Below are 13,193 nucleotides of genomic sequence, written 5' to 3'. Positions count from 1 at the left end.
TGAGCAGGATTGTGGCTTGCCTTTGAGGCGGCGCATCCACTATTACTGGACGGTGTTCGAGCGGCTGTTCACTCACCCCCTTTGGGCGTATCGAACCGGCACGTTCGCCTTTGCGAGCGCATGGCCGATAGGGCTGCTCATTACTTCGATTCTGGTGGCCGCCGCGCTGGTGGCCTGGTCGCTGTGGCGGCGACGCGCGCTCGGCTGGCGCATGGTGGTGCCGGTCGGTGTTCTGCAGACGCTGTTGCTGGCACTGATCCTGTGTCTGTTGTGGCGTCCGGTCCTGAACGTCGAACGGGTACGCGATCGTGAGAACGAACTGGCCATCGCCGTCGACGCGTCCGCCAGCATGGCGTACGGCGATGCCGGTACATCGCGGCTTCAGGAAGTCGCGGCCGCGTTACAGAACGGCACCTTGCAGCGGCTGGAAAAAACTTTCGCCGTGCGCCTGTTTGGATTCGCGCAGTCCACCACGCCGCTGAACAATCTCGAAGCGATGCCGCCGCCCGGCCGGCAGACGCGCATCGGCGACGCGCTTCATCAAGTGTTACAAAGTGCAGGCAGCGCGCCCCTCGCCGGCGTTATCTTGTTCAGCGACGGCGCGGAGAATGGCGACACCTTGAGCGAAGAGCGTCTCGCCGAGATCGCGTCCTATGGCGTGCCCGTTCATACCGTAGGTCTCGGCCCTGAGCGAGTGGCCGACGATCTGGAGCTCGAGCGCGTCGCAGTGGCGGGCTCGGCGCCAGCCGGTTCCACCATCGACGCGCAGATCGGCATTCGTCACAACGGTGCGTCACAAGCCCGGCTGCGCGTTTACGATCGTGACAATCTGGTCGCCGCTCGCGACATCAAGTTGCGTCCCGACGCCGCCACCACTCAGCTTTCGTTGGACTTGCCCGCCGGCCAGGCCGGCACGCATGAACTGCGCTTCGTGCTCGACCCATTGGCAGGCGAGCGTAACGTGATCAACAACTCGCGTACTCAGGTCGTGAATGTCCCCGCCACCCGACGCGGCATCCTGTACGTCGAAGGCGAGCCGCGCTGGGAATATAAGTTCCTGCGCCGGGCCGTCGATCACGATCGCGCGTTGCGAGTCGCCAGCATCGTCCGCACCACGACCAATAAACATTATCGCCAGGGCGTGAACACGCCGGACGAGCTGGTCGACGGCTTTCCGTCCGATCCGGCCGAGTTGTTCGGTTACGACGCGGTCATCATCGGCAGTTATGAAGCGGCCGGGCTGCGCGCCGAGCAACACAGGCTGTTGAAAGAGTTCGTCGACAAGCGCGGCGGCACGGTGTTGATGCTGGCGGGCCGCTATGGATTGGCGGCCGGCGGCTGGCAGAACGCCGCGTTGGCGCAGACGCTGCCCATTCAGCTCACGGGCAAGCAACCGTCACAATTCGTTCAGCGTCCGGGTCAGGCGGTGCTGACCCTGTATGGCGCCGAGTCGTCGATACCCCGGCTCGACATCGATCCGCGCAAGAATCTGGAACGCTGGAAAAATCTGCCGCCGCTGGCCGATTACCAGGCGCTGGGGCGCTTGAAGCCCGGTGCCATCGTGCTGCTCGAAGCGAACGGTGAACAAGGCCGTTCACCTTTGCTGATCTGGCAGCATTACGGGCGCGGCGCTACTTATGTGTTGGCGACGGCGAGCACGATGCGCTGGCAGATGCGCATGCCGTCCGACGATCAGAGTCATGAAATATTCTGGCGGCAGCTGTTGCACGCCATCTCAGCGACCGCGCCCGCTCGCGTCACCCTGAACGGCGAGCGCACGGTGTATGAAGACGAGCGCACGGTGCGGCTGGAAGCGGAAGTGCATGACGAGCGCTTCGAACCCATCAGCGATGCCACGGTCGAATTACAGGTGGCGCCTGAACGCGACACGCCGTTCAAGCAGCTCATGCAACCCTCCGGGCAGAACGATGGCCGTTACACCACGACCCTCGATGCCGCTTCCACCGGCCTGTATCGCATCGAGATGAGCGCACGTTCAGGAGACAAAGAGGTCGGGTCGGCCGTGACGCACGTGCTGCGTAACGACGGCGTGGCCGAGCACTTCGCCACTTATCAGCATCGCGCTCTGCTGGAACGTATTGCGAATGTCACCGGCGGACGTTACTGGCCCTTGCGCGATCTAGCCGCGTTGTCTCAAGCCATTCCCTATTCCAAGGCCGGCATCGTCGAGCGGCAGACGCTGGATCTGTGGAACCTGCCCATCGTGTTCCTGGTGTTGCTGGCGCTGAAGCTGGGTGAATGGCTGCTCCGATTGCGCTGGGGGCGACTGTGAACGAGGCGCGCTTCATCTCCGCTTTGCTCGCGACGGCCTGCGCACTGCCGGCGTCCGCCGCGACCTACACGTTTGTAGTTGCCGGTCTGGGCGGCGAGCCGGCGTACGAACAGAAATTTCGCGAGCAGGCGGCGGCGGTCGCTGGCGCGGCCGAGACGGCGGCCGGCAGTACCAACAATGTCATTGCGTTGAGCGGCGATGCGGCCCGGGCCGACGCGGTCCGGCGCGAATTCAAGACGCTCGCCTCGCGCATGAATGCAAACGACTCGGTCGTGATCGTGCTCATCGGTCACGGCAGCTTCGACGGCGAGAACTATCGATTCAATCTGCCCGGTCCCGATCTCACCGACACCGATCTGGCGCGCCTGTTCGACGAGCTGCCCGCGCGCGATCAACTGATCATCAATGCCACCAGCGCCAGCGGCGCCGTTATCGAGCGCTGGCGGAAACCGAAACGCGTGGTGATTACGGCGACCAAGAGCGGCGGTGAAAAGACCGCAACCCGCTTTGCTCAGTACTGGGCGGAAGCGGTCGCGTCGGACGCAGCGGACACGAACAAGGATCAGATCGTCACGGCCGCTGAAGCGTATGCGTTTGCGAACGGCAAAGTCGAAGCCGCCTTCAAGGCGGAGACATCGATGGCGACCGAGCACGCACGTATGGAGGGCGACAACTCCGCCCGCTTTACGATTGCACGGCTGGGGACCGCCGCGCTGGCGCCGGACAACCCGGAAGTGGCGGCGTTGCTGACCCAACGAGGCACCATCGAGCAGGACTTGAACCGGGTGAAGGAACAAAAAGCCTCGCTGCCGGATACACAGTATTACGACCAGCTGGAAGAAGTGCTGGTGCGCCTGGCGCTGCTGCAGCGGGAGATCGATGCCAAAGTTGGTGGAGGCGCGACGCCATGATGACCCGCACTGCCACTTTGGTATTGCTGTTACTCGGCACGACGGCTGGCGCGCAGTCGATCGACTACGACCCCCGCCGCGCCGTCGAGCTGCGGTCCTGTGATGAACATCGGTATCGCGGTCGTACCGAGCAAGCCCGCACTTGCTACACGAAGCTGCTCGAATCGCAAACGCCCATCGTCGAAGCGGAAGCCGCCTGGGCGCTCGGTGATATTCAGCGTGCCAATCAGATTTTCCGTGACGCTGTACAAAGCAATGAGCGCGCCGTGCAGCCCCGCGTGCGCTGGGCGCGATTGTTTCTTCAGACGCATCAGTATTCCGACGCCGCCGACCTGTTCAACGAAGCGCTGAAGGTCTTTCCCAACGACGTGCATGCCAAGCTCGGTCTGGCCAGCGTCTATGCCGAGCGCTTCGAAGGGCAGGCGCGGCCGCTGGTCGAGGACGCGCTGAAGCAGGACAGCGATCTGGTCGAAGGCCATCTGCTCACCGCTTCGATGGATCTCGAGGAAGGCCAGCTCGACGACGCCGAGAAAGCGCTCGATCGCGCCATGCGAGTGGTCAACAAGGACAAGCTGCCGCCGCTCGAGGTCTACACGCTGCGCGCGTCGTTGGAGATGTCGCGCGGTGGCAATCCCGATCAATGGATCAAGCGCATTCTCGACTACAACCCGCGCTATGGCGCCGTGTATCAGCAGCTCGCGCACTTCGAGATCATGCGGCGTCGTTATAAGGAAGCGACCGTGCTGTTGCGCCGGGCGGTGGAGGTGCAGCCGGATCTGTGGGCCGCGCATGCCGAGCTGGGTTCGAATCTGCTCAGACTCGGGATCGTCGACGAAGCGCGTACGCATTTGCAGGCCGCCTACTCCGGCGATCCTTACAGCCCGACGACGGTGAACTCATTGCGCCTGCTGGATCGCATCGACGAGTTCTCGATCAGCGAGGATCCGGTCGTCATCGGCCCGGATACTTATCAAGTCCGGCTGCGCCTGCATAAGAAGGAGTCCGAAATCCTGCGGCCGTATGTGTTGGATCTCACCGGCCGGAGCATTCAAAGCTTCACGCAGCGTTACGGATTCAAGCCGCGCGAAACGGTGACGGTCGAGCTGTATCCGGATCATGACGACTTTGCCGTGCGTGTGGCGGCATTGCCCGGCATCGGGCTGCTGGGTGTCACCTTCGGCTATGTCGTTGCGATGGACAGTCCGTCGAGTCGCTCGACGAGTGAGTTCCACTGGGGCAGCACGCTGTGGCATGAGATGGCGCACGTGTTCACGCTGGAGCTCACCGATCATTACGTGCCGCGCTGGTTGAGCGAAGGCATCTCGGTGTTCGAAGAGTGGCGCACCGGCCCGACGCCGGGTGTCGTGGTCCCGCCGGAAGCCATTGCCGCGCTCGAAAAGAAACAATTCCTGCCGGTCGCCGATCTGGACTCCGGATTCATTCGCCCGAGTTATCCCGGCCAGGTGCAGGTGTCGTACATGCAGTCCGGCCTGGTGTGCCTGTTCATCGAGCAGCGCTGGGGCTTCGAGCAGCTCGGCGCACTGCTGCGGCAGTTCGACGGCAAGCGCACGACGGCGCAGGCCATCGAAGCCACGTTCAAGATCGCGCCGGCGGCCTTCGACAAGGAGTTCGATGCCTTCGTGCGCAACCGCTTCCAGACCGTGCTCGCGAACTTCGAGGACTGGCAGAAGCAACAGGGCGCGGCGGGTCAGGCCATTCAGAAACAACGGTGGGCCGATGCGATCGAACCCGCGCGTCGCGCGGTCGCGCTCTATCCCGAACACGTCGGCGGCGACAGCCCGCACCTGATGCTGGCCAAGGCGCTCGACAAGTTGAATCGGCGACCCGAAGCCATCGCCGCGTTGGAGGCCTACCATCGCGCCGGTGGCTGGGATCCGCTCGCTCTGCGTGAGCTGTCACGTTGGCTCGACGAAGCGGGTCGGGCCCAGGAAGCCACCGACTTGATGGTGTCTCTGAACTATTCGGATCCGCTGAACGCCGACGTGCACTCACAACTGGGCGAACGGTTGCTGACCGCGGGCCGCGCTGAAGAAGCGTTACGCGAGTTCCAGGCACTGCTCGCACTCAATACGCTGGATGAAGCGCCGGCTCACTACGGAATGGCGCGCGCCTTGCGTGAGATGGGCGATAAGGCGGGCAGCCGCCGTCACTTGCTGGATGCACTCGCCACAGCGCCTCATTTCAAACCGGCGCAGGCCCTGCTGTTGAAAATGATCGAGGAGCGCACTTGATGAACGACGTGGTCGCGACCGAGCAGGAAACCGCCGCGCTGGTGAATCTTTTCCGCGATCGCATCGGCGCGATCCGCGACCAGGTCCGCCGCGTCATCGTCGGTCAGGACGAAGTGGTCGACTACTTGCTGTTGACGCTGCTGGTCGGCGGCCATTGTTTGATTACCGGCATGCCTGGCACCGCGAAGACGTTGCTGGTGAAGACGCTGGCGTCGGCATTGGGCCTGTCGTTCAAGCGCATCCAGTTCACGCCCGACCTGATGCCCACCGACGTGACCGGCACCGACATCATCGAAGAAGACATCACCACGGGGCATCGTCGCTGGACGTTCGTGCCGGGCCCGTTGTTCGCGAACGTGCTGCTCGCCGACGAAGTGAATCGCACGCCGCCGAAGACCCAAGCGGCGTTGCTCGAAGCCATGCAGGAACATTCGGTGACCGTGCGTGGCACGACCCACACGCTCGGCGAGCCCTTCTTCGTGCTGGCGACTCAGAATCCCATCGAGCTGGAAGGCACGTATCCCTTGCCCGAAGCGCAGCTCGACCGTTTCCTGTTCAACGTGCTGCTCGATTACCTGAGCGCCGAGGAGGAAATGGAAGTCGTCGATCGCAACACCTCGCGACTGGAAGGGCCGCAGCTGCGACCGTGCACCAACGCCGAGGAGATCGTGAAGTTCCAGTGGTTGGTGCGACAGGTGCCGCTCTCGACCGAAGTGCGACGGAAGGCTGTGGAGTTGGTGCGTGCCACTCGGCCACGTGAAGCGAATGCGCCTGAAGCTGTGCGTCGCTACGTTCGTTACGGTGCCAGCGTTCGTGCGACTCAGTTCCTGTGCCTGGCTGGCAAGGCACGTGCATTGATGGAAGGTCGTTATCACGTGACCGAGGACGATCTGCGAGTGCTGGCGCTGCCCGTGCTCCGGCATCGTGTGCTCACCAACTATCAGGCCGAGTCGGACGGCAAGAGCGTCGACGAAGTGCTGCGAGAGGTCGTCAACCGGTGAACGCCGCCGTCTCCAATCGTCTGCTGCCGCCGGAAACGCTGGCCGGACTTGCGAATCTGGAGCTGATCGCGCGCACCGCCGTGGAAGGCTTTCTCACCGGTCTGCACCGCTCGCCGCATTACGGTTTCAGTCAGGAGTTCAAGGAGTATCGCGCCTACGTCGAAGGCGACGATCCGCGCTTCGTCGATTGGAACGTGTACGCGCGCACGGAGCGCACGTACATCCGCCGCTATGAAGGCGAGACCAACACGCGATTGATGGTCTTGCTGGATGCGAGCGCGTCGATGGGTTACGGCTCGCACTCCGTCACCAAACTTCAGTACGGGAAGTTTCTCGCCGCCGCGCTCGCCTACCTGGCCGCGCGTCAGCACGATCCGGTCGGGCTCATCGTATTCGACGAGAAGGTGCGAACGTTCCGGCCGGCGACCAGCCGCGCAGGCAGCCTGACCGCGATGATCCATGCCATCGACGCGGTAACGCCCGGCAATGGCACCGATCTCGAAGCTTGTTTCCAGCGATTCGGTGAGCATCTGTCGCGCCGTGGCCTGGTCGCGGTGATCTCCGATCTCTACTGCAACCCGGAGCAGATGAGTCGGGCCGTGCAGCCGTTGGCGTATCGCGGCCACGACATCATGTTGTTCCAGCTGCTCGATCCGCAGGAGATGAATCCGAACTGGCGCGAGTCCGTACTGCTCGAGGACGTCGAGACGCAGCGAACGCTGAATGTTTCGCCCGAGTACCTGGCCGGCGAATACAAACAACGGCTCGATGCGCATCTACAGTCGTTGCGACGTGCCGCTGCGAACGTCGGCGCGCATCAGATGCTGATCACCACGGACGAGCCTCTCGACAACGCGCTTCGGCGCTACTTGCTGCTCAGGGAAGGCCGGACCTAAGCCATGTTCCTCGCGCCTGCACTGCTGCTCGGATTGCTGGCCATCGGCTTGCCGCTGTGGCTGCACCGGGTGGCGCGCGCGAATCCCACTCAGCATCAGTTCGCATCGCTCATGCTGCTGGAGGCGAGCGAGACCCAGCGCACGGCGAAGCGAACGCTGCGCTATTGGCTGCTGTTGATCACTCGCATCCTGTTGCTGATCGCGTTGGTGCTCGCCTTCGCCGGGCCGCTGCTGACCGCTCGCATCGTGCCGCAGCCGGATGCCAACGCGCAGTTGCATGCGATCCTGCTCGACTCGTCGCTGTCCATGCAGCACGGCAAGCGCTGGCAGCGAGCGTTGGATGAGGCCGAGAGTGTCATCGCCGACCTGCCCTCCTCCGATCGAGTGATGTTGCTGTCAGGCTCCGGGCGTCGAATCCAGGTCGTGAGCCCGAGCACGACCGCCGGAAACGTCGGCGCCGTGCGCGCGGCGCTTCAGAATCTGAAGCCCGGTATCGAGCGCCTCGACTACGGTTTCGCGATGAGCACCGCGAACTCGTGGCTCGGGTCGCCGCGACCCCAAGTCGTCCTGCATTTGATCTCGGATCTGCAGCGAAGTGCCGCGCCACTGCGCTTCGCCGATCTGCAACTGCCCGCGCAGACCCAGCTCGTCATGCACGATGTGAGCGATGGTCCCGCCGGTAACATCTATATCGCCAACGCCGCCATGGAGCCGCTCGACACGCATTCGCTGCAAGCGACGCTGGGCAGCTCGGTCACCGAGCCTCAGCAACGCAACGTGATTCTTCGCGTCGATGACAAGGAAGTGTCGAGGAAGAGCGTGACGTTGGCGGCGGCTGCGGCTCAGCCCGAGATCGTGGCCGGTGAAGGCGGCAATGCGCCCGGCACTGAGCTTTCGCTGCATCCGACCTCGCAGCCCACCCATGGCAACAGCACCTCATTCACGAAAGTCACATTCAGCGATCTGAATCTCAGCGCCGGCGCGCATCGGATCGAAGTCCTCCTCGATCCCAGCGATGAGCTGCCGCAAGACGATCGTTTCTTCGCGGTCATCGAGCAGGCCAATCCCGCCGCGCTGTTGATCTCGCGCGATACGGAATCGGACGACACCGCTTATTTCGGTGCGGCGATTGGTGCCTTGTCCGCGCCTCGGCTCACTGTCGAGCAGCGTGTGGCGAACTCCATGGACTCCGGCGGGCTCGGCAAGTATTCGTTGATCGTCGTCTCCGATCCGAGCGCACTCTCGAACGCCGCGGCTCGACGCATTCTTTCTTATGTGGCCGCCGGCGGTGCGGTGCTGGCGACGCTGGGCGACGCGGAGGACAAGAACGATCATTTGCTCGGCGACCTGCATAGCGGTGAGGTGAAGAACCGGACGGGCAAGGTCGGCGACGTTGCGAGCACGCATCCGGTGCTGCGCGAGGCGACCGATTGGAATCGAGTGCGATTCTTCCGACAGCGTACGATTCAGCCGGCCGCCGAGGACAAGACCCTGATCGCCCTCGACGATGGCACGCCGCTGCTGATCGAGCGCACGCTGGGCGCCGGCCGGATGCTGATCCTGACCGTGCCGGTCGACCGGCGCTGGAGCGATCTGGCCATTCATCCGCTGTTCGTGCAGTTCATCGGCGCGGCCGCGAGCTATCTGACCCAAGCCGAGGCCACTGGGACTAATGCTCTAGTCGGCGCAACCGTCACCACCGGATTGACCGCGGGCGGCGGCGGGCAGATATTCGATCCTCAGGGCCGTCGGGTGCTGGGGCTGGCGCAGAGTACGACAGACCGCCTGATCCCCGATCAAGCCGGGTTTTATGAGATTCGCGGCAGCGAAGGTGCCCGCTGGCTGGCGGTGAACGTGGACGCGCGTGAGTCGGATCTCGCCACGTTGCCACCGGACTTCGTCGGTCGCTGGCAGGCATTGCGTGCGCAGGAGCCGACGCCGACTGTTGCCTCGACGCCTGCTCCCGCGGTCAAGCCGGAATCGCTCGGCCCCTGGCTGCTTTGGTTGGCCGCTATCCTGCTGATCGCAGAAACGTTGCTGGCGAACCGTCACTTGGCCATTCGTCGCGAGGTGCCGAAATGACCTCACGTGAACGACTCGAAAGCTATCTGGCTGAATTGCGCAGCCGGCTGCGAGCTCATATCTATTTACGCGCCGGTGCGGTCGGTGCGGCCGGCACGTTGTTGCTGACGGCCCTCGCCGTCTGGCTGTTCAATCGCGAAGGCTTTGCATCGTCCATCGCGGTTTCCGCCCGCCTGGCCGTGGTGCTCCTGTTGTTGCTCGTGGCCGTGATGTTGCTGTGGTTGCCGTTGCGCCGGCTGAAACGCGATGACGGCTCGAAAGTGTTCGAGCAGCACCTGCCGGAAGAACACGGGCGTATCCAAACGTATCTCGATAGCAAACGACGTGAGGCTGAAGGCCACGCCTCACCATTGATCGAACTGCTCGCCGCCGATGCCGCGACGATCGCCGAGAAGACGCCACCGACGACCATTGTTTCCCACCGACGTTTCGCGCTTGCCGCTTCGATTGCCGGTACCGCGGTGGTCGCGCTCGCGTTGATGCTGACGGTCGGTCCGTCGTATTGGGGATTCGGCAGCCGCCACTTGTTGTTGGGCGCCGAGTTGCCGCGTGAAGCGATCACGTTGAAGCGCGTCAGCGTTGAACCGGGCGACACGACCATCCGGCGCAACAGCGACATTGCGATCCAGGCGACGGTGGAAGGGTTCCGGCCCGAGCAGACCCAGGTCTTCGTGCGCTTCGCCGATCAGGCGCAATGGGAAGCCGCGCCCATGCGTTCGGCCGAAGAAGGCCAGTTCGACTTCAAGCTCTACGCCGTGCGCGGTCCGCTCACTTATTACGTTCAGGCCGATGGCGTTCGCAGCCCCGAGCACACCATCGGCGTCGTCGATCTGCCGAAGATCCAGCGCGTGCGACTGACGTATCAGTATCCGGAGTGGACCGGGCTCGATGCGATGACGGATGAGGAGTCGCGTGATATTCGCGCCGTCGCGGGCACGGATGTGAAAGTCGAAGTCTTCGCCGATGCGCCCCTCGATGCGCCCGCTCTGATCGTCGACGGTCGCAGCCAGGAACTGGATCAGAAAGGCGCCGCCAACGTCGGCACCATTGCGGTCAATGAGCCGGGCAAGTATCAGATCGGGGCCCGGGTCGCGGATGAGTTCGTGGCGCTCAGCGACGAGTACACCATCGAGATCGTCGCCGACCAAAAACCCACCATCGAAATCCGCAAGCCGGGTCGCGACTGGCGCGCCACCAGCATCGAAGAAGTGCCGGTACACATCCAGGCCGAAGACGATTTCAAGCTGCGCGACGTGTCGTTGCTCTACTCCGTCAACGGCGGCGAATGGCGGAAAATGCCGGTCGGCGGCGGTGCCAGGCGCAGCGAGAACGAGTCGTTGCTGAGCATGGAAGAGCTGGGCGAGAAGGCCGCCGATTCGCAGCGGCTGGTGCCGGGCGATCTGGTGTCGTACTACGCCGTCGCGAAGGATCGCAGCCAGAGCGTGCAGACCGACCTGTTCATGGTGCAGGTCCAGCCGTTCGAACGCACCTTCAAACAAGGCGGCGGAGGGGGCGGCGGCGGTGGCGGCATGTCCGATGAGCAGGGCGCGATTTCCGAGCGGCAGCGCGAAATCCTGCTGGCGACCTGGAACTTGCAGCGCAGCGACGAACGCAACAACCGCACGCGCGAACAACTCGAAGACAGCGCACGAATGCTGGCCGATTTCCAGACGACACTCGCGACGCAGGCTCGCACGCTGGCGCAACGAACTCGTGCACGTATGGATGTCGATTCCGATGAACGCGTGAAGACGTTTGTCGAAAGCCTCGAACGCGCGGCGGGATTGATGGAACCCGCCGCCGGACATCTGTCCGCGTTCCGTTTGCAGGATGCCGTCACTCCCGAGCAGCAGGCGCTTCAACAACTGCTGCGTGCCGAGTCGGCGTTCCGTGAAGTTCAAGTCTCCATGCAGCAGGATGGTGGCGGCGAAGGCTCGCAGGCGGCCCGCAACTTCGGCGAGATGTTCGAACTCGAAATGGACGTCGAAAAGAGTCAGTACGAGAGCGAATCGCAGCTCTCTCAGCAGAACAAGCAGCAGGAGCTGAGCGAAGCCATTCGCAAGTTGAAGGAGCTGGCCGAGCGTCAGGAGAAGCTCGCCGAACAGCAACGCACCGCCCAGCAGTTGCAGGAGCAGCGCTGGCAGCAGGAACAGCTGCGACGGGAGGCGGAGGATCTGCGCCGTCGGCTCAACGAGCTGAATCGTCAGCAGCAGGGCTCACAACAGCAGCAGGCCAACAGCAACTCGTCGCGGCAAGGCCAGAGCGGCGCCAGCGGTTCGAGCTCCGGCAGCAAGGGCAAGCAGAGCAGTGGCAACAATTCGCAGGAACGCTCCGAAGTCGAGCAGGCGTTGCAATCGGTGAATCAGGCGCTCGACGACATGCGCGCGGCCAATGAGTCCAAGGGCGAAGGCTCCCCCAACAACGAGTCGGCCAAGCAAGCGAGCAAGCATCTGCGCCAGGCATTGAAGCAGATCGACAAGCCGGATTCGTCGCGCCTGGATGAAACGCTCGAACGCTTCGCCGACCGCAGCGGCCGGATGCTGGAGGATCAGAAGCGCATCGAAAATGAGTTGTACAAGTCGCTGTCGCAGGGCAATGAGTCGACGTTCCGTTCCAGTGGCCGCGGTGGCTTGAGTCAGCGTGAAGTCAAGGATCTGGTGGAAGCGAAACAGCGCATGGCGTCGGAGCTGTCGGAGCTGCAGGGCGATATGCGTGGCGCCGTGCATGAGCATCGTGCCAAAACGCCCAAGACCACGCAGCGCCTGAGCGAGATCGTGCGCGACATCGAAGGCTCCGACGTGATGTATCGGCTCAATCGCAGCGCCGCCGAGGTGTACTACGGTCGCGCTCGCGAGGCTGCACCCCGCGAAGGATTGATCACTGATGCGCTCGACTCACTCCAGCACGATCTGCGCGAAGCCGCGACTCAAGCGGCCAACGAACGTACCCAGAAGCGCGACTCGGCGACGACGGACGACTTGCTCGCGCAAGTTGCGGAGCTGCGTCGCGCGGTCCGGAGCGCTCAGCGCACTGGCGAGGAACAAGGCGGTCAGCAATCCGAGAACGGTCAACAGGGCCAGCAAGGTGACTCGAGCAAGGGTCAATCAGGCGATCGACCCGGCCAAGCGAACTCCAGTCAGAGTCAACGAGGCGATCAATCCGGGCAGGGGAATTCCAGTCAGGCCCAGCAAGGCGATCAATCCGGCAAGGGTGACTCGCGTTCCGCGCGCTTGAATGGCGAGAACCAGCAAGGCGGCGATAGCAGTCAAGGTCAGCAGGCCGACGGCAGCAAGGGCTCGTCGGGCTCGCGTCAGGGGGGAACATCACAAGCCGAAGGCTCTCGCGGCGGCACCGCTGGCGCTCAGCATGGACTCTCCGCCTGGAACCCCATCATTCCCCCGCGCGGGTTGAACACGCTTGAAGAGGGTCGCGGCTCGCTGGCCCGGGAGACGGCCGCGATCAGTCAGCGCATTCGCGATCTCACGAATCGCATGACCAATGGCGAGCTCACTGCTGCCGAAATCGACGCCTTGCGCCGGAACGCCAATCAACTTCGACGGCTCAACGGCGATCCCCTGGCGGAGTCGGGCGAGATGATGCGAGTCATCGATCAAATTGAGCTGACCGCGTTGAATGCCGCGGCTCGCGCGAAGGGCGATTCGCCGGCGCACGCAGAGCTGCCGTCGCCGGACTCGCCGCGTTATCGCGAGGCTGTGGCCGAGTACTACCGTCGCCTGGGGAATCGCTGAAACGTGAGA

7 protein-coding genes are annotated in these 13,193 nt (G+C 63.5%); all 7 read left to right on the top strand.

Going from position 1 to position 13,193, the window contains the following annotated elements; all coding sequences use genetic code 11:
- The first annotated feature begins 16 nt into the window (after positions 1-16).
- The 7 genes from EKO19_RS30695 to EKO19_RS30665 are packed head-to-tail and all read left to right on the top strand — an operon-like array spanning position 17 to position 13,184.
- Complete coding sequence (locus tag EKO19_RS30695; RefSeq protein ID WP_129781231.1) at positions 17-2,293, top strand: hypothetical protein; 2,277 nt, start codon at positions 17-19, stop codon at positions 2,291-2,293.
- On the top strand, positions 2,260-3,204 hold the full coding sequence (locus EKO19_RS30690) for a caspase family protein (RefSeq protein WP_129781230.1): 945 nt from the start codon (positions 2,260-2,262) through the stop codon (positions 3,202-3,204). The genes EKO19_RS30695 and EKO19_RS30690 overlap by 34 nt, the downstream gene beginning before the upstream one ends.
- On the top strand, positions 3,201-5,456 hold the full coding sequence (locus EKO19_RS30685) for a tetratricopeptide repeat protein (protein WP_129781229.1): 2,256 nt from the start codon (positions 3,201-3,203) through the stop codon (positions 5,454-5,456). Before EKO19_RS30690 ends, EKO19_RS30685 begins: the two co-directional genes overlap by 4 nt.
- Positions 5,456-6,457 (top strand): AAA family ATPase, encoded by a 1,002-nt coding sequence (locus EKO19_RS30680; protein WP_129781228.1) that lies wholly within the window; start codon positions 5,456-5,458, stop codon positions 6,455-6,457. The genes EKO19_RS30685 and EKO19_RS30680 overlap by 1 nt, the downstream gene beginning before the upstream one ends.
- The gene (locus EKO19_RS30675) at positions 6,454-7,353 is read left to right on the top strand and encodes a DUF58 domain-containing protein (RefSeq protein WP_129781227.1); all 900 of its coding nucleotides are present in this window, start codon (positions 6,454-6,456) and stop codon (positions 7,351-7,353) included. The genes EKO19_RS30680 and EKO19_RS30675 overlap by 4 nt, the downstream gene beginning before the upstream one ends.
- Positions 7,354-7,356: 3 nt before the next feature.
- Positions 7,357-9,435 (top strand): vWA domain-containing protein, encoded by a 2,079-nt coding sequence (locus EKO19_RS30670; protein ID WP_129781226.1) that lies wholly within the window; start codon positions 7,357-7,359, stop codon positions 9,433-9,435.
- The gene (locus EKO19_RS30665) at positions 9,432-13,184 is read left to right on the top strand and encodes a coiled-coil domain-containing protein (protein ID WP_129781225.1); all 3,753 of its coding nucleotides are present in this window, start codon (positions 9,432-9,434) and stop codon (positions 13,182-13,184) included. Before EKO19_RS30670 ends, EKO19_RS30665 begins: the two co-directional genes overlap by 4 nt.
- Positions 13,185-13,193 lie beyond the last annotated feature (9 nt).

The organism is Peristeroidobacter soli, assembly GCF_004138485.1.
Taxonomy (GTDB): domain Bacteria; phylum Pseudomonadota; class Gammaproteobacteria; order Steroidobacterales; family Steroidobacteraceae; genus Steroidobacter; species Steroidobacter soli.
This window is presented reverse-complemented; position numbering and strand designations above follow the sequence as displayed.

Coding starts and splice junctions, on each gene's coding strand:
- EKO19_RS30690 (WP_129781230.1), top strand. CDS start 2,260: ATGGCTGCTCCGATTGCGCTGGGGGCGACTGTGAACGAGGCGCGCTTC.
- EKO19_RS30685 (WP_129781229.1), top strand. CDS start 3,201: ATGATGACCCGCACTGCCACTTTGGTATTGCTGTTACTCGGCACGACG.
- EKO19_RS30680 (WP_129781228.1), top strand. CDS start 5,456: ATGAACGACGTGGTCGCGACCGAGCAGGAAACCGCCGCGCTGGTGAAT.
- EKO19_RS30670 (WP_129781226.1), top strand. CDS start 7,357: ATGTTCCTCGCGCCTGCACTGCTGCTCGGATTGCTGGCCATCGGCTTG.
- EKO19_RS30665 (WP_129781225.1), top strand. CDS start 9,432: ATGACCTCACGTGAACGACTCGAAAGCTATCTGGCTGAATTGCGCAGC.